This window comes from Gymnodinialimonas sp. (genome assembly GCF_059726805.1).
In genome coordinates, this window is record NZ_AP041059.1 from 4286545 (window position 1) to 4309079 (window position 22535).

The window sequence follows — 22535 nt, forward strand, 5'->3', positions numbered from 1 at the left end:
TTTGGACAGAGCGGGTGATCGGTAAGAACAGACTTGGCGTTCCCGAGACGGAATTGGCCACAATGCGGGCCGATATATTGGAACGTCGGGCTTTGATGGACCCGGCCTATCTGGCAACCCGCTATCGCGCGATGGGTTTACGCGTGATTACAGACCCATTTGATCGCGAAATTGTCGTGCCCGTCATTGCCGCGCTTCAAGCAGGAGAACCCTACCTGCTTGTCCGGTTGGGCGATCGCGAGATGAACCTGTTTTCCTATGGTGCCGATCCCGGAACCCCTGTTCTGGACTCTGTGGCCATGGAGCAGGCCGTCATGATGTGTGCGGATCGGTTTCGTGTGACGGACGGGCAGGCTTTGCGGGTGCGCGACGCAATGGTGGCATCGGTCGAGGCCGCGGACTCAGTCGGGGTCGTCGGACTATGGCGTGCCCGTCCGGCCAGCGTTGACGATATGACCGAACACGCCGTTAGGACCCTGCACAAATCGGTAAGAGCGACTTCGGGGCATTGGCGCGGAATAGCGCAGATGCTCAACTACGCCGAGGCGGGCGCCCTCGCCGGCAAACTGATCTGTTCGGCGCACGCCTACTTTGGCGTTTCGCACTTTCTGCCGGATCTGATGGCCGCTGCCCGGAAGGTTCTGTGCATATGCAACCGCCCAGAAGCTGTTGGGCGCCTTCGTGCCCTTTTCCCTGACGCGCTGGTGGATCTTATTGAGCTGAACGCTGACCAGATACCGGAGGCACAGCTTGCCGACACTCCGTTTTTCCTAAGCGCGGTCGAGGCGAGATTGAACGCTGATCTGTCGGGAACCCTCGTTCTGCTCGGCGCCGGGCCCTGGGCTGAAATCTACGGCGAAATGGTGCGGCGGCGCGGGGGCGTTGCGGTCGACATCGGCAGCGCTTTTGATCTTCTCAACGGCAATCGTTCGCGTCGTATTCACAGCCATTATCTGGACGACCGTGGCCTCGATTCCTTGGACTTGTTCGGAGCGGATCGCACCCTCCCCTAAACCGACCGGCATTTCCCCCATGACACCACATAGGCCACCGCCAGTATCGCTTTGAGTGTATTCCGGCCGATTGGGCGCTTTCGTTTAGCAGCGCAACATCCGAGCAATTCTGGCCTTCAGGCTTGTTGGCAAGGCACGCAGGAAGGGCATCCAGCGTATTGCGGCGCGCGCGGTGTGATAGAGGGATCGACGTAGCGAGAATGGCTGCCGCGCGCGGCTCAATGCGAGGTTGAGACTGTCAATATGCCTGAGGGTTGGTGTCAGCCGATCAACCTCTGTCGCCCAGTCTTCCACGAGTTGCTGATCGAGTGTCCGGGAGGCGGAGGCCACGCCGACCAGGTGAGAGTACATTTCTTGCACGATTTCGGGACACTCGGCATCCTCCCTCAATTGCTCATCTGTAAATTCAGTGTGCCTAAGCTCGGGGTCTAGAATGCTGCTGAGGAATTGCGCGCGTTCGTCGGTGTCGACGCTCAACTCAAGAGTTCTTGCAATGCGATCAAACTCTTGCTCGGGCGACTGGATCATCCGGTCGTAGGCGACGACGACGTGCCTCCTTCCAACGGACATCTGGGCTGCCGCAAGAACATGGGTCATCCAAAGTAGGTAACTCTGTCTGACGGGCATTGCGTTGCGTCGTTCCAATGACCGCGCAACGCTGAGCGGATGGCGCACCGTCAGAACCGCGTCAACGGCACCCCCCATCTCGGTTAAGGCCCGGTCCCAGAATGGCTTGAGCCGCAGCATCCTGGGGTTCTTCACCGCCACGATATCAGCCTCATCCAGTTTCCCAGATAACAGCGATGTGGCAGCAGCCAGAAAACCAAGGTCGATAAGCCTGTCGAGGTCGCTATCCGTGATTGGTGCAAGGCTGTCCCACGTTGTGCCAATGGCAGCCAAGGCATCGACGTTCAGGGCGTGGACGCTGGTATCTTCCCAATATCCCGTCGGGTTGGCCCAATTGGGCCGCGCCATGTCTTCGCCAAGTTGCGCGCCCAGCACCTGCAGGGACCGCGTCACCAGACTGGTGCCGGATCGGTGCATCCCGAGGACGGCGATCAAACGCGGTGCCCCGCCGACGGTTGCCGAAGCGGATGTCACGAGAGGAATACACCTTGCGTCATAGATCGCCACTCCGTTCGACAATACGTCCGTCGCGCACGTGGACCGTCCGGTCGCACATCGCAATCGCGCCGGGACTGTGCCCAATGATGATAATGGTCATGTCCTCGTCCAGATTTCTAATCGAGTCCATGACGTCAGCCTCTGTCTGATTGTCCAGCGCGCTGGTTGCCTCGTCGAGGATCAGGACATCCGCGTGCCGATAGATTGCCCTCGCGATCCCTACGCGCTGCCTCTGGCCTCCGGAAAAACGAATGCCACGCTCGTTGATGATCGTATCATAGCCCTCGGGAAGGGTTTCGATAAACTCCGACAGCGCCGCCAGTTTTGCCGCGTGCCGCACGAGCGCCCAGTCTATTTCTTCCGGTGGCACACCAAACGCGATGTTTTCGGCCAGAGAGGCGTCGGTAAAAAAGACATCCTGCGCCACATGGGCAATGTGTGCCTGCCATGCGCTTCGGTTGCTGTGGTCTATAACTTGGCCGTCGACAGAAACGGCTCCGGAAGTCGGCTCCAACACGCCGATGATCAAATCAGCAATCGTACTTTTTCCGCTTCCGGTCTTGCCTACGAGGGCCAGACGTTCGCCTTTCCCAACTACAAGATTGATATCGGACAGCACCACTGGCGAATTCTCGCTGTATCGAAACCCGACATTTGTCATACGAATTTCTTGATTGAAGGCGAGGGCCTCAACGGTCGCAGCCGTTTCCACAGGCGCATCAATCAAATTCACAATATCCCGAAGGTGGTCGTGGTTGGATTTGACGTGGACCCAGGCAAAATAAAGCCGATGAATCGCTGGCAGAATACGTTGCGCCGCGAGGGCGAAGGCCCCCAAGATCGGAATCGTCGAGGCTGGTTCTTCGGCGCGAAGCGCGAATATCAGGGCAATCAGCATCATGACAATAATGCTCAGCGCTTCAATTGCGTAGCGGGGCGCAGTGCCCGTAAAATTGCTACGCACCATTGCAGTGCGCAGCTCATGATCAAACCGGACGAAACGCGCGATATGAGAAGACTGAGATCGCGCCACGATCACGTCGCGAATACTGCCCAACCCTTCCTGTACTGCTTGGGTTCGAAGTATGAGCTTCTTGGACATCGTCTTACTATAGGTTTCCAATCTGGTTTTCGAGATAGCCACCAAAAGTGCGTAGCCCATACCAAAAAGGAAGCCGATAATTACGAGAAACGTAGTATCAATAATAAATAGGCCGATAATCAGGGCAATCGCGATCGTCGAACTAATGACGGCATAGATCAAAGGAGAAATTACCTTTGTTGCAACGATATGCGCCTTGTTAACGCCCTCGATAATCTCGCTGGTGTTGGTCGTGACGTGGTAAAGATACGGGCGGTGCAATGCGGATCGGTAAACCGAAACAGCAAGGTCATGCCCCAGACCGAAGACGAACCTATTCCCGCTCCATTCGGTTATGATCCGGATGACCCCTGCCAAAAGCACAGCGCTACTAAACACGGCTGCCAATGCCAAAACCCTCTGAGTCGAGTCTGCCGGACCTAGCCTATTTAGCGCATCCTGGACGAGGGGGTGCGACGGAACCCAGCCAGGGTCGAACACCAGCGCCAGGAAGGGGATGATGGACCCCAGGGTGACGAGTTCCGCAAGCGCAGACAGAAACACCAGAACGATAAAGGTGTACATCTGGCGCTTCCGAACGGGCGCCATGGTTCTCAACACCCATTTCAGGGAGGCTCTGACACTTGGACTGCTTTGCACTCCGTCCCCCGTTGCTCCCTTTGCAGTGCTGTGATCCTTGATGGACACCGGCAAGACCGTCAGGTTACGCGGAACAAGCAATCAACGTGCATTGCCACATTGCTGCGAAAAGTCCGCGCATACACACCAGACTTCTTGAGCGCCCGGATGCGCTTAAAGACCGAGGCGCCGTTTCGGGACGCTTTGTATTCTTTCAATACCAAGCGCGCCTCGGGCGTCAGGTGGTCGATGCAACTCTCCAAGGCCGTGATTTTCTTGTCGATGGCCTGCCGCATGCCTGCCCGTTGTCGTTCACTCAGCCGCCACATCCACGAGGTAAGCGGCGTTGGGACACCTGAAACGCTTGCATTGTGCTGGCGGTAGGAGACGCTGGCCTCATCCGAAAAGTGAAAAATGCCTCCAGCCCCTGTCACGATCAGGTACAGCCATCCATCGTGGCTTACAGGCCCGACACTTTCCGCGGTCTTGCGGAACAACTTCATGGCGGCCTGATTCATCACCATCGTGTTCCCGCCCGCGATTGTTTGCACGAGGGCGTTCGCAAAGCTTGGTTCTCGTCCGAACGCATGTGAAATACGTAAAAACTTGCCGCTCTCATCGATCCAACGGGTGCGAGATGAATAGACTTGAGGGATTTCGGGGTCGAACTTTGCGCTCCAGCGCAAGGCGCGTTCCAGCTTGTCGGCATCCCAGATGTCGTCTTGATCGCAGAAGGCATAATAGTCTGAATTCAGATCGCAGCGCAGCGCAATAGAGCGGAAATTCGACCGATAGCCCACACCGGGCCCTGAGCGGATGTGGAATTCCCCTTTGTCCCAGTTGGTTTGCGCCTCTTGCAGCACTTCAAGTGTTTGGTCCGTCGAACCATCGTCTGAAGCAAAGATGCTAATGTCCGGGACACTTTGATCATAGAGAGACCGAATCTGCTCTCCCAGGAACCGCGCACCCTGATAGGTTGCAAGGAGGATCATGACCGAGCGGCTTACCGGGGGCGGGATGGCCACGTCCGTCCCATCGCTACTGATTGATTCCAGGGGCATTTCAGTAAGCTTCTTCGTTCAAGGCCAGCTTCGTACTAAGTGCCGAGATGCCTACAGCAACAGGCAGTCTCTCGACTTTGCTCAAAGCCCACAAGCGATCCGGGCCGCTCACAAACTTGACCCGCCCTACAGTTGTTGTCGGATGAAGTCGAGCCAGTCTTGGCCAGGACAGCGCGCTGGCCTTGGATTTGGCAAAAGGACCCGCACCCCGCGCTGGCTCACGCGATCAGTCGGCATCCGCCCAAGGCAACCCGCTTAGTTTTCGAGAAAGTGGTAAGTGGCGGACTGGGGATCCGCAAAACAATTCCCCCAAGTAACTGTTTTAGTTTGTTTATTTGGTCACTCTATTTGTTTCATACCACAAAAAATACCACCCAAGGCTTTAGAAATAGGGATTCGGAGGGGGTGAATGTAACGCGGATGAGCGTCGCTGCATTTTTGATAGCCGAATCCACACCGCAAAGCCATTCACATAGTTGAGCTACTTTTTCCCTTCAAAGTGACGGCGTAGAAAAACCGGGAACCTGCGCGGTCCCGCCCGCCATCCAACCTACTTTGTGCCACCCCCTCCCCTCGTATTGGGCGACGCACAAAGTGGGAGGGCTGAGCCAAGTGCTGACATTCACCGCAGGATGCACAAAGGTCCGCTGTGCGGACCAAGCCGACGTCCATCGTTGCAAGAGGAATGACAGCTTTGACGCCGCGAGGCTTGGCTGGTGGTTTCGACTGAACTAGCCTGATTGCATGGGTCAGGTCACTTCTCTCTTTGCTCGGAAAGTGGTTGGCATTGCGGGTGATGCCATCGATGCACGCGCTGTGCTGGCATCTGTTGGCGTGGATGCAGACGATCCATGGGACCCTAAGCTCATGCTGGATGAAGGTGACTATTACGGCATGATCGAGTTGATGGCCGATCAGATGGATATTACGCGCTTGCCCCTCATCGTGGGGGAAGCGATGCGCCCTGATGAATACGGCGCACTCGGCCTTGCATGGAAAGCCGCGCCGAACCTCCTCGGCTCGCTTTCTCGGGTGGTGCGATATTGGCGGCTATGGACCAGCGTAACGCAATATGAGTTGGAAGAGACTGAGAGCGGCATCCTCTATATCCAGCATCGCGAAGGCAGCCGGCGGCTGGGCATGCGCATCTCGATCGAGGCCACCGCAGCCAGTACCGTATCGCTTAGCCGGCAAGTGTCGCCGAGGCCATTCGACCCGATCGAGGTGACTTTCAAACACGCCGCGCCGAAAACGATCGAGCATCATGAAGCGTTCTTCGGCTGTCCTGTGCTGTTTGGAGCCGATCGGGATGCGATGCTTCTATCCCACCAGTCTATTCAGCAGGCCAATCTCCTGGGCGACGACGGCATTACCCAATTCCTCGTCTCCCATCTTGATCGTGAGCTGGCCCAGATCGACGACACTCCCGCCTTGCGCGCGCAGACTAAAGACGAGATCGCTCGCGCGCTCAGTGAGGGCTTGCCGAATATGGCCGACATTGCGCGGCGGTTGGGGTTGAGCGCCCGTTCTCTTCATCGACGTCTTGCCGATCATGGCCTCAGCTTTCAGACACTCACCGAAGAGACCCGCCGGGAAATCGCAATCGGCATGCTTCAAGACGAAGCGTACGCCTTGTCTGAAATCGCGTTCCTCACAGGGTATTCAGAACAAAGTGCCTTTAATCGCGCGTTCAAACGATGGATGGGTGTCACGCCAGCAACTTACCGGAAATCTCTCAAGTGAAGGTCTGCGGCCAGCGGCATTGGCAGCGAATGTCAAAACCTCGGCGAGAGCAGTCAATACCCGCGCCCACCGGTCTTTCTAAACCTTGGTCATCAACTTGACCCAAGGAGACTGAAAATGACTGCACTTATTGTTGCACGCTTCGACGTAAAAGACGCCGAGAGAATGGATGCCTACGCCACCGCGGCAGGCCCGGCTGTGCTGGCCTACGGTGGTGAGTTTGTCGCGATCGGCGAGAAGGTCGCCGCCCTCGTCGGGGAAAACGCGATGCAGTCCATTGCGATTGTGCGCTTTCCGGATGTCGCATCGGCCAAGACCTGGTTTGCCTCGCCGGAATATACCGCCTGCAAGCCGCTACGCGAAGAAGCCGCGGAGATGCAATTCACACTCTACGAAGCAGAATAACCAAATTAGGCAACTCAGACCGAGACGGACGGCGTAGGACATTCCGGCGCCGTCCTTCGTTTTGCGGTAGGCCTCATGCCAAACCGGATTGGCAGCGGATGTCAAAACGCTGGCAAGTGCGGTCAATACCGGCGCGGCTATCTCCTTCTAATCCTTGGTCATCAACTTTAACCAAGGAGACAGACCATGACCCATCACCCCATCCTCGTCATCGGCGCCACCGGCAAGACCGGCTCTCGCGTTGTCGCCAAACTCGAAGCCAAGGGCGTCGCCGTGCGGCGCGGTGCCCGGCGGTCGGAGACCCCGTTCGATTGGGAAGTCCCGGCAACCTGGGCACCCGCACTCAGCGACGTTTCAAAAGCCTATGTGACCTATTTCCCTGATCTCGCCTTCCCCGGCGCAGTCGAGAAACTTGAGGCCTTCACCAAGGTTGCTCTCGATACCGGGCTCAAGCACATCGTCCTGTTATCCGGCCGCGGTGAGCATTTCGCCAGCATGGGCGAGGACATCGTCCGCAATTCCGGCTTGCCCTTCACAATCGTACGCGCGGCGTGGTTCGCGCAGAACTTCAGCGAAGGCTACCTTCGTGATCCGATCCTGGGTGGCGTTCTTCCGATGCCCGGCGGTGATATGCCCGAGCCGATCATCGACATTGACGACATCGCGGATGTCGTGGTCGCTGCCCTGACCGAAGATGGCCATATCGGCGAACGCTACGAGGTCACGGGCCCGCGCCTGATGACGTTCGCAGAGATGGCCGCCGTGCTGACGACGGTACTGGGCCGTCCGATCCAGCATATCCCGATCACGTTCGAGGACTTTCACGCCAATGTCGCTGCCTCGGGCGGTGACTTCGTGGCCGAGGTGTTCACGCAGATCGCCCGTGAGACGCTGGATGGCCGCAACGCGTACACAAGCGACGGTGTAGAGCGCGCCCTGGGCCGCAAACCGCGCGACTTCGCGGCGTTCGCCAAGACCGCCATGGCCGCAGGCGTCTGGTCAACCGCCGCTTGATCCCAATCAAAGCGGCAGGAGGCTCGCGCTTTGCCGCCGCATCGTCCCCAATCTGGAGTACCGACAATGTCGACCGCTTTCTTCCTTCTCATGCAACTTGCAATCATCGCCTATGCCCTTGTGGGTGGCGTGTTTCTCGCCTTTTCCGACTTCATCATGCGGTCTCTCGCATTGACTGGCGGCCATGGCGGCGTCGAGGCCATGCAGGTCATCAACCGCGAGGTGTTTCGCTGGGTGTTCATGGCGCTGTTTCTCGGCATGGCCGCCGTTTCGCTGGTTGTGGCGGGCTATGGTGCGTTTGGCGTCTCCGGCCCTGCGGGAACGCTGATCATGATGGCCGGGCTGGTCTATCTGATTGGCACTTTCGCGGTCACAGTCTTCTTCAACGTGCCCATGAACGAGGCCCTTGCGGGGATGGAAATGTCATCAGGCGCCACGCGCGATTACTGGCTCCAGACGTATGTGCCGAGGTGGACGTTCTGGAACTCGGTGCGGACCTTCGCAAGTGCCGCGTCCGCTGCGCTGCTTCTTTTTGGGCTTGTGTGGATGACCCAAAGCCAGTCGCAGTCAGTCTGAGGCGCGGTCACGTAAGGGCGGTGCGTCACCTCCGCGCACCGCCCGTCTCACCAAACCGCAGGTCAGTCCGAAAGTGTGAAGGCACCAACGTCATGAACATCTTTGAAAAAGTGAACATCCTCATATTGCTGGTCACGATTTCGTACATGATGGCACTCAGCAATCTGCTTACCAACATCGAAGACATCCAACCCACGGTCAGATGGCTGATCACGGTCCTTACCAGCGTTGGGCTTTTTCGATTGTTAATCCTGCTGGTCTACTGGCTGATCCATCGCTTGGACGTCCTGCTTGCACTGTATCACCGCGGCAAGTTCGTGAAAGGCCTTTGGACCTACAGTTATGAGGCAAACGGCAAGCGTCACCTTGGCATTTGGCGCATCTCCCAGGACGTCGCTTCGCTGTCCATCACCGGGTATGGGGTAGACGAGGACGGAAAGATGGACTCGCACTTTCGCAGCATCACCCAACCCTTCGAACATCAAGGCGTGGACGAGATCATGTTCGCCAGAACGGACATCGAAAGCGGAGATGAGCACTATTCCAAATCGACGCTCTACATCGATCCGCTGAGCCGCCGCACATGGTTGTGCGGCCCAACAGACATCAGAGCCCAGTCGGTTCTTTATGGATACGATGAAGATGGCGTTCGGCATGCGGAGCTTGTCTTGAAACGCGCGGGAAAGGGTTTGAGCGAACGCGAGATCGTCGAAGACCTGAGAACCGAAGCCCAGAAGCTCATCCTGAAAGCACGAGAAGGCGTTGATGCGCGTTGAAGCCAAAATGGAGAAACGTTGGCGATGCGGATCGCAGCGCCTATTGCAGAGCCCGCGGGTTGGTCATTCGCTGCATCGCAGTACTTGGGCAAAATTGGGCTCAGAGCGGTCGAACAGAGAGCTCGACTCTTAGCTGTGTTGCGGGCTGATTGGGGCACCCTGCATCATCGCAAATTCATCTAAGTTTCCCCTTCAGAACCTCTCAATGATGAAGTAATGACTCCTGAAGGCCTCTCAAAAACGTTCGTTTTCAAAAGGCTAGATGTACAGGCCGTTCGGAGAGGATCTGAGTTCAGTTCGGATTTCGATAGGCAGCGATGAACCACCTCCATCAACGGATCGCTTCCAACAACCATCGGATGAGTTGATCATTCGACGCCTCCGGCAAATACCGGCCGCCCCAATGCAAGCCTAGCGGACAAAACTACCCGTCTCACACGTCCTCTTCTGTCCTTTTCGACGGTGTCCTCCTTCTGATCGAGCCTTAGGATGCTCGGACGGAAAATGTGGGATGGATGCCTGCGCATCAGCGCAGGTAAGGTGTTTCGATAGAGCGTCATCCGGCTGCGGCGTTTTGAAATGGCAACATCGAAGGGACCCGAAGGCGATGGAGATGACGATCGCGGCTAGCCTGGCCGCCTCCTTCGTAGATTTTGCGGAAGAGCGCGGCGTTGACCGGGGTGAAATGCTCTCCACTGCGTCACTATCGGAAGCGGACCTACGTGACCCCGATGGGCGCATCTCTGCGGACGCCTATGGTGCGGTTCTTGACGTAGCGATCAAGCTGACAGGCGACACAGGTTTGCCCATGCGACACGCGGCTGATCGGCGCTTGGATCATCTTTCGATTGTCGGGTTGATCGTAGCGACCGCTGGACCACTTTCAGAAGTCATTCCGCAACTCAATCGCTACGTACGGCTGGTTGCTGACATTCCATTGCGCCACACGGATCACCGCTTCGAACTGGCGCAATCCGGTGCTGAGACATGGCTCGTGGATACGCTCCCGGTCGATCTGGCCGGCGCCGATGCAATCGAGGCAACCTTTGCCGGCTTTGTGTCCAGCTACCGCAAAGCGGAGCCAGCTATCCCACTGGCCGTCGAAGTCACTTTGACCTACGACCGCCCGCTCCACGCCGAGCTCTACGAAGATATCTTCCGGGTCCCAGTAAAATTCCGTGCAGATCGCAATGCGCTGCGCATTCACCCCCATTGGGTAAACGTCACTGACCGCGACGCGAAACCCTATGCGCTCAATCTCTTCATCGACCATGCCGAGACTCTTCTGGCGTCGCTGCAAGAGACAGCGACGTTCCGGGCCCGCGTTGAGGAGCAGATCCTGCGGGAGCTGCATCGTGGGCCCGTCGCCCGAGAACGCGTCGCGCGTGATCTAGCCGTAAGCGAACGGACCCTACACCGGCGCCTCAAGGACGAAAGCCTGACCTACGCTGAGGTTTATGACGGCGTTCGAGACAGGATGGCGCGCGAATACCTGAAATCAGACAGAGCTACAGTGGCTGAAGTAGCCTTTCTGCTGGGGTTTTCTGAGACCTCGGCATTTGTGCGCGCCTTCCGTCGCTGGACCGGATTGAGCCCCTCGGACTTCCGCCAAACTCTGATTTAGGGCTCCAGCGGCCAACTTGGCCTCATCGGTCAGCAGGTTGGCCGGAACGGTCATCCCGGCGCGCTGCCGGCTTGGCTACCCCATCTCCATCGACACACTCGGGCCGCAAGGCCACGACGGATCAAAACCGATGGAGAGAATTCACATGAAGACGTTCATTCGATGCGTAGCCAAGCTCACCGCCGCTCTCATCCTGCTCATTGCTGCTGGACCATTTTTGTTGGTGGCGTCCGATTGGCCCGAGCAGGAGTTCGCGGCAGCAGGCGAAACTCTGATGTTTCATCGCACGGATCTTGGAGCCACCTCGGTAGAGCTTGAGACATGGACCGCTCCGGATGGATCAGACTTGTCGCTGCGCCGGTATCCGACAGAAAACCCGAACGCCCCACTTATGGTGATGGTCCACGGCTCCGGTATGCATAGTGGGCAGTTTGAGCAGCTCGCCACCACACTCGCCGCAGAAGGTGTTGCCAATGTTCTGGTACCAGCTCTTCGAGGGCACGGGACATCGCCGGAACGAAGGGGCGATGTGGATTATGTGGGCCAGCTTGAAGACGACCTCGCTTCGCTGATCGAAGCCGAGGCTGGCCCTAGTCAAGAGGCCATTCTTCTCGGTCATTCCTCTGGTGGGGGCCTTGTCGTGCGCTTCGCTGGTGGCGCTCATGGAGCAATGCTAGATCGCGCCATCTTGTTGGCACCCTATCTGGGCCATGACGCGCCCACGACGCATCCCAATGCTGGCGGTTGGGCGCATCCGCTCTTGCGACGCTACATTGGTCTTGAAATCCTTAACGGCTTCGGTGTGACGGCTCTCAACGGACTGACAGTGGTACAACTCAATTTACCCGATGCTTTGCGCGCGGATGCTGACGCTGGGCCTATGACGGACGCCTACTCTTACCGCCTCAACACCTCTTACCACCCGCGGCCCGAGTTGGGAGCGGACATCTCCAACCTGCCCGAAACGCTTCTGATCGCTGGGGCGGACGATGAGGCCTTTGTTGCAAACCTGTACCAGCCAACTATGGAGGTCTTCACGTCGCTCGGGACCTACCACGTTCTGCCGGATCTCCAGCACATGGATGTGGTCGACGCACAAAGCACGGCAGCGTTGATCGTTGACTGGTTGCGGTGATAGTTTTGGCAGAGATGGGCCGGTGGCAAGGCGTAACTGGCTAAGTGCCAGTATCGACCGCTTTGGGCTCTGAGCTGGCGACCAGACCGCTCAACTCTTAGCTGTGTTACGAGCTGATTAGGGTGCTCAGGAGCCCAGAGTGTAGGATGCTGGGCGTTGGATTAATGTCAGCTTTCCCAACAAGCGGGACCTAATCTATACGGCTAGTAGCAGCGCATTGCATTGCGGTTCGATTCACTGAAGTCGACCAAAACGCGTAGAGGCAATTGTCTGGAAACTACACACTCAAGAAACTCTGATAGCATTTTTTTAGTCAGTCAAATTCATCAAGTAATCGGCCGCTGCAGCACTCATCGCTCGGTAGTCATGTCCAATCCCGTCGATGATCTGGATCTGCCAACGAAATGTACCCTCGATCCTCTCCGCTTCGTCACTAGCATGCTGGAAAAAGCTTAGTCCCCGATCAAGACGCCCCAAGCCCTGCGATTGATCGATAAGAGGTGTGTGCAGCAACGTCCCGCCAGCTTGGTCGCTGTTGTCTAGGGCACCCAGCAACAGGATAAGGTGTGCGCCAAAAGCGTGCGATAAGTCAGTCTCTGTCAAGCCTGTACCCTGTAGCCCATTGGGCAACGCCTGTGAAAGGTCGGGAAATGTATAGAACCCCGAATTTGCGGCGATGATAACGCGGGCCCGGGACCGTGGCGCGAAAATCGCGAAGCGATGCAGAATTTGACCGCCGGCGGAATGCCCAAAAATATCGTATGTTTCTGCCTCGGAACCCGTAGTCTGAACCAGTTGCTCAAAGACGCGATCAAACTCATCGAAAATCCAGTCCGGGCGGTTCGTCACCACATCAAACTGAATGTCGGCATCGTCTAGCGTGAGTGTTGTTGCGGTCTCGGATACACGGGAAAAACTTGGGTTATCGAATTGCAAGTTGGAGATTGTGCCGCCCATGTTATATGCGGTGAAGTCATAGTCCTCTTCCGAATACCCTAGGGCTGCCACGAATGTCCCCGAGGCACAGGCCGCGTCGATCCATGCGTCTCTATAGTCGTCACTGTTGCGTCCAGCACCGGGAAGGACGAGCACAATCGCAGAAGAAGAAAAACTCTGTGGGCGCACGTATTGCACAGTGAGACCGGCTGCTCCAATATCTGGCAAGTGGAAAGAACCTACACCTTCAGGCACGATCTCTGGGTTTTCGCCGAAAGCGTGACTAGCCGGAGCATTGCCGTCAAAGCAAGAATTGGCGTCCTGTCCAAGCGCAAGGCTTGGCGTGAACAAGAGAGCCATCGCGAGGCGCATTGAACGACCCAGGAGCTTTCGCAATTCTTTGGTCATGGCGACCTCCTTCCTTATTTGATTGACCGCCAGGGCTCAGTGCATCCTGGCAAGTAAAACACTTCTGATTAACCTATCGAGGCTCCGTTCTAGTGCTGCTCGTATCTCGCTCTCAGCGCTTCATTGCAAGTTCGAGGAGACCACAGCCTACCCATTTGCTTGCGGTAATGCCTGCGTGACCTGCTCTCTTAGGAGGCCTTCGAGTCCGTCGAGCACTAGACGGAGGCCCAGTTCGAAGTCGCGGACACCGTCGTGGCGACGCTCGGCAACCGCTCGGGTCATCTCGGTGAAGTGCGGGAGAGCTTCAGCGTCAAGCGAAGGCAAATAGGCAGCAGCGGTGTCCGCATACTCGTCCTGGTCGAGAGGGAAGTCGAGCTCCTGCAAAACGAAGCCGTAGAGATAACTATCCAAGATGCCCCAAGCCTGGTCAGCCATTGAGATGGAAAAGCCACCCCCGCGAAGCGCGCCGATGGTAGCGTCGACGTAGCGGATCATGTTGGGCCCGGCATTGAAGCGCGACATGAGCAGGCCCGCGAGCCAGCGATGCGCGAGCAATACTTCGCGAGCGCTGCGACACCGGGCTTCCACGGCGGGCCGCCAAGACAGCTCTGGGTCAGGCACTTCGATTTCTGCAACCACAAGATCCACGACTCCATCGAGTATCGCGTCCTTGTTCGCGACGTGGTTATAGAGCGACATCGCCTTCACGCCGAGTTCACTCCCGAGCCGACGCATCGAGAGCGCGCCGAGCCCTTCGATGTCAGCAAGCTCGACGGCTTTGCGCAGCACCTGCTCGCGCGTAAGCTGAGCTCGACGGCTCATTTGGCTCGCACCGAGATAACGCGTTTGCCCCTCGATCCCCCGGCTTGCTGGTGGGCAAGCGCCTGAGGAACCTCGCTCAGGTCGTAAGTTCGCTGGACCACTGGCCGAAGCTCGCCACGCTCTACGAGCTCTGTGAGTTGCTGCAGGCTCTCGGCGCTTGGAGTGGCGACGAAGCTGACGAACTTAGCGTCTCGGCCGATGTTTCCCGCGTTCATTGCGATCATACGCGGCAGTGGTCCTAGCCAGTCGCCGCCGTGACCGGCACTCACTGCCACCCACCGTCCGCCTGGTCGCAGCATGTTGCGGGCCGCAGATATTGGGACCTTACCAGCGGTGTCGATGACGACGTCGTAGGTGGCAATCGCCTCCGTGATGTCGTCTCGTCGATAGTCGATCACGCGGGCGGCTCCCAGCTCTAGAGCAAGGTCGGCGTTCTTCCCGCTGCAAACCGCATCTGCCTCAGCGCCATTCGCAACGGCGATTTGAAGCGCAAAATGACCGACACCGCCTGTCGCACCGATAACCAGCACGCGCTCACCAGCGGCGACACGCCCATGCTTGCGCACGGCCTCGCGCGCCGTCATTCCTGAGGTGGGCATGGCTGCGGCCTCACCAAAGCTCAAGCCAGCGGGCATCTTCGCCAGCAGTGCTTCGGGTCCAACCACGAAGTCGGCGAAGGAACCTCGCTTCAGCTCCCCATAGACCGCGTCGCCTACCTTCAAGCGACCTACGCCCTCTCCGACCTCGTCAATCACCCCCGCAACGTCCAAGCCAGGAAGGCCATGCTTTGGCTTTAAGATGCCAAAGCCTGCTAACCGCATCAGATAAGGGCGTCCGGTCACCATGTGTACGTCCCCGGCCGCGACCGACGATGCGTAAACGCGCACACGGACTTCGCCATGCCCAGGGCTCGGGATCGGCTCCGCCTCACTCAGCGACAGCGTCTCGGGACCTCCATACTCGCGCTGGACAATCGCGCGCATCGTTTCGGTCATCGTCTCGGCCGGGTCTACAGTTGGCGCTTGCGTCATCGTTTTCCACCGATAGCTGGGGCTGAACTTACATTGTAAGTTTTCGAGTCGAAGTGATACTTACGTTGTAAGTTTAAGTCAAGTCGGACCCAACATCTTCTCCGAAAATCACGCGGTATCCTCACCAACAGATCGCCTATCCGGCCTCACGCTAGCCTTTGACCAGCAGATTCTCGGTCCGAAGGCCTTTGGAGTACGCTAGCGTAGCGACTGACCGCGAAGCGGATTACGAATTCGGGACTCAGGGGGTGGCCTCAATGTCAGCTCTCTAGGGCAAACCTGTCATTCACCAAGATGAGGCAAACGGCTGGTTCGTGCCCCACGGCGGCCACTGCTCTATCGGCAATCCAAGTTGGGCAAAGCGGACTTTGTTTCTTTGGCCTTCGCTGACGCGGCATTGGGTTACATTTGCGGCATCAAATGTGTTGTGTTGCCGCGATAGTCGTCAGAGAGTTGGTTCGAACCACCGCCAACCGCTCTAAACCAAGGTGCGCGTTCGCCCCATTTGCGGCATGGCATCCGATCCATTGGACCCAATTAAACAGCGACGTAGCTTGCGTCGCCGTTCGTCTGTTCGAAATCGGAACCAGAGCCTATGCTGACGTCACAGGGCCGGATTGGGACGATGCACATGACGGAACAAACGATGGCGGCCGGCTTTGCCGCTTCATTTTTGGACTATGCCAGCGACAAAGGCGCAAGTCGCGAAGCTCTGTTGGCTGAAAGCGGCCTGACGGAGGACGATCTGTCAGACCAGGACAACCGCATTCCGAGGTCCGGATATCAGACGATGATCGGCGCTGCGATCAGGCAAACCGGCGATACGGCGTTGTTGCTGCGGCACGCGCTGGACTCGAAGCTGGAGACGATGTCGGTCGTCGGCCAGATCGTTCATTCGTCGTCCTCGCTGCGTCACTCGTTTGAGCAACTCAACCGCTATCTGCATCTGATGGGCGATGTGGAGCTACCAAGAGGGGTCGATCGGTACGAATTGCTAAGTACCGCGGACGGTCTTTGGATTATTGACCATCTCGTCTTGCCGCCAGAGATGTCATACTGGTCGGAGGTGTCCTTTGCGCGGTTTATCAGTGAATTCCGCCGATCCTTCCCGGGCGCGACTTTTGAAATTGCGATGGAGGTCACCTATCCGCCGCCACCCCACGCGGACGAATACCCCGAGTTGTTCCGTGTGCCGGTGAAGTTCAATGCCAAACGCAACGCGCTTGAGATCCATCCGGTTTGGGACAGCCCTGAGACCCAATTCGAGCCAGGAAACGCGTACGCTTTCGGCATTTTCACGCGCCATGCGGATGAGATGCTTGCAAAGCTGCAGGCCGACACATCCATCCGCGCGCAAATTGAAGCGCACATCCTGCCGAAACTGCACGAAGGCACGATCTCGATGGATAAGGTGGCGAGTGACCTCGCGATGAGCCGTCAGACTCTCTACCGGCGCCTGAAAGAAGAAGAGATCACGTTCGCGGAAATCCATGACGATCTGCGCCGGCGAATGGCCATGGAGTATTTGGACGGTCAAAAGGTCACCGTGAACGAAACCGCATACCTTCTGGGGTTTTCTGAAGCCTCTTCATTCGTGCGCGCCTTCAAGCGCTGGACTAGTCTGAGCCCGACGGCCTACCTCAATCAGGCCGCTTGACCGCATAGTTGTTACGAAGTGTCAAATCGTTGAAACCTGCGGTCATGCTGTAACCGCAACAGACCGGCTATGTGCTTTCTCGAAACTTTGACGAGAAAGGTCAGATAATGAAAACGCAACTTGCTTTATCCGTTGCAGGTTTGGTCATGGTGGCGGCTTGCTCCGACAGCGGTGCGAACTACCAGCCCATCCTCGATGGGACACCAACGCCAGAATACGAGGCCGACCTGACCGAATGTCAGACCTTGGCCCAAGACCAATTCGAACATGAAACGCTTGGCGCAACCGTGCTGGGCGCGGGCGCGGGCGCCGCGTTGGGTGAAGTGGACAGCGGTGACGCCATGGGAGGTGCGATCGCCGGAGCGTTGGCAGGCGGTGTCGCGAGTGCCGTTGACGTCAGTGAACGGCGCCAATCCATTGTCATCGAATGCCTGCGCGGCCGTGGCCACCGGGTTGTTGGGTGAGGACGCGGCCATGAAACGGGTCTTCATTGCAGGGGCAACCGGTTATCTTGGGCGGTTTCTGTGCGCCGAGTTTCAGCAGCGGGGCTGGTATGTGATCGCGCTTGTTCGCAACTCGGGACAGGCCAAGCCCATCGCGGCGGACCAACTGATCGAAGCGCAGGCGACCAACTATGACTCGATCACGGGCGTCATGGCGGGAATCGATCTGGTTGTGTCCAGTCTGGGCATCACCCGGCAAACCGATGGGTTGGACTACTGGGACGTTGACTATCAGGCCAATCGCAACCTCCTGCGAGAGGCCGAGCGGGCAGGTGTCGGCCGGTTTGCTTATGTTCATGTGCTGCGTGCGGCCAAGATGGCGCACGTCCCGATGGTCGCGGCAAAATCTGCCTTTGTGGCGGAGTTGCAGCGCGCGGGCGTTGAAAGCACGATCATTGCGCCCTCGGGATACTTCTCGGACATGAGCGATTTCCTTTCGATGGCGCGGTCCGGGCGGGTCTGGTTGTTTGGCGACGGAACCAAACGGATCAACCCCATCCACGGGGCGGATTTGGCTGCGGCGACAGTCGAGGCGATTGAGGACGGTGTCGCTTGGCTGGATGTAGGCGGGCCTGACATTTTTGAACAGAAGGACTTGGCCGAACTGGCATTTGCCAGCTTGGGCAAGGCTTCGCGGGTGACCTTCCTGCCGGATATGCTGCGGAGGATCGCGCTGCGCCTTCTGCCGCTCGTCACGCCTCAGCGCGTCAGCGGGCCTGCTCGCTTTTTCCTGAGCGCGTTGGCCCTGGACATGGTCGGCGACCAGCATGGCACGCGGCATCTGAGAGATCATTTTGAAGACAGCCTCGCCACGACGCGCACGGCGAGCATCCACAAACTTCCAACGGAAAGGAAGAAATCATGACGATGCAACGTATTGGCGGAGTTGCCGCCCTGGCCTGTGCGGCCACTTATCTTTTTGGCTTTGCTCTGCTTGTCAGCGTGATGGCGGAGATGGGGTTCGGCACAAACGCAATCGATGCGGCCACTGTAGTCAGCGCCACGGTGGAAAATCCGGCGCTTATGATCACCTGGAACACCGTTATCTATATCGTCAATGCATTAACGCTGACGTTGCTGGTCGTTGCACTGGCAAGCCGGTTGAAGCGGATATCGCCGGAATGGGGCACGACCTCGCTGGCCTTCGGTCTTATCTGGACCACACTGGTCCTGGGCGCGGGCATGATCGCAAACGTCGCTACGGAACGGGTGATGGCCTTGGCGCCGACGGATTTCGACGCGGCTGTTCGGATTTGGGAAGCCCTGCACGCGGTTGAACTTGGACTTGGTGGCGGCAATGAAATTGCCGGCGGTGTCTGGATCTTCTGCGTCAGCCTTGCGGGCCTTTTGCAACGTGCGTTTGGCAGGATTGTCACCGGGCTTGGCCTGCTCACCGGTTTGGGTGGACTTCTGACAATTCTACCGCCGCTGGGCGAAGTTGCCGGTGCGGTTTTCGGTCTTGGTGCAATTGCCTGGTTTATTGCGGTCGGCCTCGCACTTTTTCTCAAGGGCGAGGCGGTGTCGGCCCAGCAGCCCAACTAAGTGGAACTGGCTCAAAGGAGAGACCCGATGACGCTTTCCCAAAGCTTGCAGGCCCTGATCGACAGGGAAGCGGGCAAGTCAAACACCCATGGGATCATCTTGCGGGTCGTCTCCGGCGACGGTCAGGTGGATTTCAAAGGCAGCGCGGGGGCTGCCGTGCCCGACACGCGGTTCCCAATTGCGAGCATCACCAAGATGTACACAGCGGCGCTGATCATGCAGCTTGTTGACGAAGGACAGGTCAAACTGGACCAAACCGTGCAGAGCCTTTTGCCCGTCGTAGACCTTACAGGACTACACGTGGTGAAAGGGGTCGATTACGGGTCAGCGTTGACGGTGCGGCATCTGCTGCACCAGACTTCCGGTCTGGCGGATTACTATGAAAGCGATCTTGCCAATGATCTGAAACAGGGCAAGGACTGCAGCTACGATCTAGTGGACGTGCTGCGGATGACAAAGGCCCTGCCGCCACCGGCTGCGCCCGAAAGTGGCAGGTCCCATTACTCCGACACCAACTACCAGCTTCTTGGTGCGGTGATCGAGGCTGTGACTGGTCAGACATATGATCAGGCGCTGCAAGACCGGATCTGTGGGCCGCTGGGGCTCACGCAAACCGGTGTGTTGCAGGGAACCGACATCGGCATGCCACTCTACCACAAAGACCAGCGGCTGGACGTTCCTTTGATCCTGACAAGCATGGCGTCGGATGGCGGTATCATCTCGACGCTGGACGAGTTGCTGGTTTTTCTGCGTGCCTTCATGGACGGGCGGCTGTTCAACCCCGAGAACGCCGCGCAGATGCGTCAGTGGAACCGATTATTTTTTCCGATCCAATACGGCTACGGCCTGATGCGGATAAAGCTCCCCCGTTGGATGACGCTATTCCGCACGACGCCAGAGTTGATCGGCCATTCCGGGGCGAGCGGGTCCTTTGCCTTTTATGCGCCCGATAGGGACATCTATATTTTGGGCAGCTTCAACCAAACCGACGCGCCGCGACGTCCGATCGGTTTCATGCTGAAAGCGCTGGCGATGGTCGCGAAACATGAGGGTGCGAAATGAAGAGGGGGCTCAAATGGATCGCGTTGATTTTCGTTTGTTTGATCGGCGCCTTTCTGTCTCTGTTTATCGGAACACGCGGCGACTACCCGGTGGCCCGACTTGTCACCGACGACCCGACGCTGCCGTCTGAAACAATTGCCGGTGTCCAACTGCACATGCGGGTTCATGGCGGGCCGGCGGATGCGCCCGTGATCATCGTTCTGCATGGTGGTCCGGGTGGCGATTTCCGCTCGCTTGGGGCATTGGCGCGTTTGTCGGATAACTTCACGATTGTCTTCTACGATCAGCGTGGTGCGGGCCTGTCCGAACGGGTTCCGGCAGAAATGCTGACGCTTGACGGATATCTCGCGGAACTGTCTGCGATTGCTGAGACCGTTTCGCCTGACGCGCCTCCAATCCTGATTGGACACTCCTGGGGGGCAATGCTGGCAACCGCCTACCTCGGCCGGAACCCCGGTGGTGCAAAAGCTGCGGTTCTCATCGAGCCTGGCTATCTTGATGAGGCTGGCTTTGCGGCTTGGCAGGCAGAAAGCCAACGGTATCTAGCCGGCCCCGCATATTGGCGAGAGGCGCTTGTGACAGGGTTTCGGGCCCAGCATGTCGAAGGGTCGGACGCAGCAGCACAAAATGACTTTCTGATCGGGCATATGGTCGGTGTTTTCACGAACCATCCGGACAATCCTTATCACTGCGGTGATGGATATACGGCTCCGAGCTGGCGCTTTGGGTCCTTATCCAGCGATACCTGGGGCGTTGCACAGATGGCAGACTTTGAGCGCTTTACGTCTGGTGCAAGCGCGTTTGCCGGACCCGTCCTTTTGATGGCTGGTGAATGCAACAGTTGGACCGGCCCGGCGCTGCAAGAGCGGCACCAGGTTTTTTTTCACAACGCAGACCTCAGCGTGATCGCCGAAGCCGGTCATGATGTGATCTGGGACAATCCTGAGGCGTCGCTCAGCACCATGCGCGCATTCCTAACGGCCGGGACCGAAGAGTGATGGCAGATCGGGACGCACAGACAAAGCTGATTCGGTCCATGATGAGGCCGTACGAGAGCCCGCACCATGCGGTTGTCGCATTCTGGCTTCAGGATGGAGAAGTGACCTATTACCAATCCGGTCCGCAGATCTCAGACGCGCGTCACGAGGATTGGATTTTCGAGATTGCATCGATCACCAAGGTGTTCACGGCGATCCTGCTCTGTCGGCTTATCGAAGAAGGCAAGATCGACCCCAAGGCCCCGGTGCGGGAGATGTCAGACGCTTTGAAGGATGTACCCGCCTGGATCACGCCAGAGCGTTTGACCGCACATACCAGTGGACTGCCGAACTACTATATGCCGCTTTGGAAAGCCGTGTTTCGAGAGACACGGGATGGGCCGTACGCGGATTTCTCGCGCTCGGATCTGCTTGCGTGGTGTCGACAGCAGGGCGATCAATCGCCGCCATCCGTGCACCGCCATCTTTATTCCAACCTTGGTGTCGGCCTCTTGGGAGAGGCGATGGCCATCATGGAAGGCCAGTCTTTTTCCGACCTTCTTGCCGCCAAAGTGACGGGGCCTCTCGGGCTCAAGGACACGACAGATCGACTGAGCGAGGCCCAGATAGGCCGCTTCGCGCAACCAAGGGCACCAAGCGGCAAAGCCGTTTCGCCCTGGATCTTTCAAAGCCTCGCAGCGGCCGGATGCTTGCGTTCGTCGGCGCAAGACCTCGCTTGTCTTGCAAAGGCTGTCATCCGTGCGGAGAGCTCACCTCAGACCGTGCTGGATAGGGCGATTGTCCGATCGGTCATCCCGATCGTCGGCTTGGGACGAGGAGGAGCCCAGATACCAACAGCACAATGCTCTGGCTGGCTTCAGGTGACACTGGATTCGCATGCGCCGGGCTACGTCTTTCACAATGGTGGGACTGCCGGGTCTTCTTGCGCCTTGTATGTCTCTCCCGAGCGGCAAACTGCCTTTGGAATTTTATCTAACAACGGGGTCGCCGGCAATCTTTGGGGAGCGACAAAGCTGAACTGGTCCAATCCCATGCAGAAGGCACATGACCTGTTGGCGTTGGTTTGACTTTGGGCGCTAGGAAAGCCGTCTCAAGGGCGGCAGGAAGCGACAAAGCGGAACATCGTCTCGCAAATTCATCCTTTAGGTGTGTTTAGGGGCGAGCTGGACGCATCTTGTTGTGTCTCAGTCCCTAACGTCTCGACAACTTCCTTTGCGCTTAAACCACTCGCGGCGCGTCTCAAGACCACCTCGGCATGGCGTGCACCATCTTCGTCGTAACTGTAGAGGATCGATTGCGCGCGAATACCGGTCGGCCGGAAAGTCACGACCGGCGGCTGAGAGGATCGATATATAGCGTCGACTTGTATTAGTGTTCTTTGCCG

Annotated in this window: 21 protein-coding genes; 15 read left to right on the forward strand and 6 right to left on the reverse strand. The window is 57.8% G+C overall.

Features of this window, described 5'->3' with window-relative positions:
• Positions 1-14 precede the first annotated feature (14 nt).
• On the forward strand, positions 15-1013 hold the full coding sequence (locus tag AC6I9R_RS21030) for a hypothetical protein (protein ID WP_461429311.1): 999 nt from the start codon (positions 15-17) through the stop codon (positions 1011-1013).
• Between the two features lie 84 nt (positions 1014-1097).
• On the opposite strand, the gene AC6I9R_RS21035 is transcribed toward AC6I9R_RS21030, so the two are convergent.
• From AC6I9R_RS21035 to AC6I9R_RS21045, 3 genes are all read right to left on the reverse strand, one after another.
• Positions 1098-2147 carry a sulfotransferase family protein gene (locus tag AC6I9R_RS21035; RefSeq protein ID WP_461429310.1) on the reverse strand — a complete coding sequence of 350 codons (1050 nt, stop codon included), beginning with the start codon at positions 2145-2147 and terminating at the stop codon, positions 1098-1100.
• A complete protein-coding gene (locus tag AC6I9R_RS21040; RefSeq protein WP_461429309.1) occupies positions 2134-3804 on the reverse strand; it encodes an ABC transporter ATP-binding protein in 1671 nt (556 codons plus the stop codon). Before AC6I9R_RS21040 ends, AC6I9R_RS21035 begins: the two co-directional genes overlap by 14 nt.
• A 134-nt stretch (positions 3805-3938) precedes the next feature.
• On the reverse strand, positions 3939-4883 hold the full coding sequence (locus tag AC6I9R_RS21045; RefSeq protein ID WP_461429308.1) for a glycosyltransferase family 2 protein: 945 nt from the start codon (positions 4881-4883) through the stop codon (positions 3939-3941).
• Between the two features lie 780 nt (positions 4884-5663).
• Here AC6I9R_RS21045 and AC6I9R_RS21050 point away from each other — a divergent pair.
• The 7 genes from AC6I9R_RS21050 to AC6I9R_RS21080 all read left to right on the forward strand — a co-directional run bounded on the left by AC6I9R_RS21050 (position 5664) and on the right by AC6I9R_RS21080 (position 12192).
• Positions 5664-6662, forward strand: a complete 999-nt coding sequence (locus AC6I9R_RS21050) for an AraC family transcriptional regulator (RefSeq protein WP_461429307.1) — start codon at positions 5664-5666, stop codon at positions 6660-6662.
• A 117-nt stretch (positions 6663-6779) separates the two neighbouring features.
• Positions 6780-7067, forward strand: coding sequence for a DUF1330 domain-containing protein (locus tag AC6I9R_RS21055; protein WP_461429306.1), 288 nt, complete (start codon positions 6780-6782; stop codon positions 7065-7067).
• A gap of 186 nt (positions 7068-7253) precedes the next feature.
• The gene (locus AC6I9R_RS21060) at positions 7254-8081 is read left to right on the forward strand and encodes a Rossmann-fold NAD(P)-binding domain-containing protein (RefSeq protein WP_461429305.1); all 828 of its coding nucleotides are present in this window, start codon (positions 7254-7256) and stop codon (positions 8079-8081) included.
• 66 nt (positions 8082-8147) lie between these two features.
• Positions 8148-8657 (forward strand): anthrone oxygenase family protein, encoded by a 510-nt coding sequence (locus AC6I9R_RS21065; protein WP_461429304.1) that lies wholly within the window; start codon positions 8148-8150, stop codon positions 8655-8657.
• A 92-nt stretch (positions 8658-8749) separates the two neighbouring features.
• Complete coding sequence (locus AC6I9R_RS21070; protein WP_461429303.1) at positions 8750-9433, forward strand: hypothetical protein; 684 nt, start codon at positions 8750-8752, stop codon at positions 9431-9433.
• 607 nt (positions 9434-10040) lie between these two features.
• Positions 10041-11057 carry an AraC family transcriptional regulator gene (locus AC6I9R_RS21075; protein WP_461429302.1) on the forward strand — a complete coding sequence of 339 codons (1017 nt, stop codon included), beginning with the start codon at positions 10041-10043 and terminating at the stop codon, positions 11055-11057.
• Positions 11058-11202: 145 nt separating this feature from the next.
• Positions 11203-12192 (forward strand): alpha/beta hydrolase, encoded by a 990-nt coding sequence (locus AC6I9R_RS21080; protein WP_461429301.1) that lies wholly within the window; start codon positions 11203-11205, stop codon positions 12190-12192.
• Positions 12193-12501: 309 nt separating this feature from the next.
• On the opposite strand, the gene AC6I9R_RS21085 is transcribed toward AC6I9R_RS21080, so the two are convergent.
• The 3 genes from AC6I9R_RS21085 to AC6I9R_RS21095 all read right to left on the reverse strand — a co-directional run bounded on the left by AC6I9R_RS21085 (position 12502) and on the right by AC6I9R_RS21095 (position 15353).
• Positions 12502-13536, reverse strand: coding sequence for a hypothetical protein (locus AC6I9R_RS21085; RefSeq protein ID WP_461429300.1), 1035 nt, complete (start codon positions 13534-13536; stop codon positions 12502-12504).
• A gap of 147 nt (positions 13537-13683) precedes the next feature.
• On the reverse strand, positions 13684-14358 hold the full coding sequence (locus AC6I9R_RS21090) for a TetR/AcrR family transcriptional regulator (RefSeq protein WP_461429299.1): 675 nt from the start codon (positions 14356-14358) through the stop codon (positions 13684-13686).
• Positions 14355-15353, reverse strand: coding sequence for an NAD(P)-dependent alcohol dehydrogenase (locus tag AC6I9R_RS21095; RefSeq protein ID WP_461429298.1), 999 nt, complete (start codon positions 15351-15353; stop codon positions 14355-14357). The genes AC6I9R_RS21090 and AC6I9R_RS21095 overlap by 4 nt, the downstream gene beginning before the upstream one ends.
• Before the next feature lie 667 nt (positions 15354-16020).
• On the opposite strand from AC6I9R_RS21095, the gene AC6I9R_RS21100 reads away from it, so the two are divergent.
• From AC6I9R_RS21100 to AC6I9R_RS21130, 7 genes are all read left to right on the forward strand, one after another.
• Positions 16021-17046: an AraC family transcriptional regulator gene (locus AC6I9R_RS21100; RefSeq protein WP_461429297.1), complete on the forward strand. Its 1026-nt coding sequence runs from the start codon at positions 16021-16023 to the stop codon at positions 17044-17046.
• A 107-nt stretch (positions 17047-17153) separates the two neighbouring features.
• The gene (locus AC6I9R_RS21105) at positions 17154-17510 is read left to right on the forward strand and encodes a glycine zipper family protein (RefSeq protein WP_461429296.1); all 357 of its coding nucleotides are present in this window, start codon (positions 17154-17156) and stop codon (positions 17508-17510) included.
• Positions 17511-17520: 10 nt separating this feature from the next.
• Positions 17521-18414, forward strand: coding sequence for an SDR family oxidoreductase (locus AC6I9R_RS21110; RefSeq protein WP_461429295.1), 894 nt, complete (start codon positions 17521-17523; stop codon positions 18412-18414).
• Positions 18411-19091 (forward strand): hypothetical protein, encoded by a 681-nt coding sequence (locus AC6I9R_RS21115; protein ID WP_461429294.1) that lies wholly within the window; start codon positions 18411-18413, stop codon positions 19089-19091. The genes AC6I9R_RS21110 and AC6I9R_RS21115 overlap by 4 nt, the downstream gene beginning before the upstream one ends.
• Before the next feature lie 27 nt (positions 19092-19118).
• Positions 19119-20153 (forward strand): serine hydrolase domain-containing protein, encoded by a 1035-nt coding sequence (locus tag AC6I9R_RS21120; protein ID WP_461429293.1) that lies wholly within the window; start codon positions 19119-19121, stop codon positions 20151-20153.
• Positions 20150-21151, forward strand: coding sequence for an alpha/beta fold hydrolase (locus AC6I9R_RS21125; RefSeq protein WP_461429292.1), 1002 nt, complete (start codon positions 20150-20152; stop codon positions 21149-21151). The genes AC6I9R_RS21120 and AC6I9R_RS21125 overlap by 4 nt, the downstream gene beginning before the upstream one ends.
• Positions 21151-22218 carry a serine hydrolase domain-containing protein gene (locus AC6I9R_RS21130; protein ID WP_461429291.1) on the forward strand — a complete coding sequence of 356 codons (1068 nt, stop codon included), beginning with the start codon at positions 21151-21153 and terminating at the stop codon, positions 22216-22218. Before AC6I9R_RS21125 ends, AC6I9R_RS21130 begins: the two co-directional genes overlap by 1 nt.
• Positions 22219-22535: the final 317 nt, after the last annotated feature.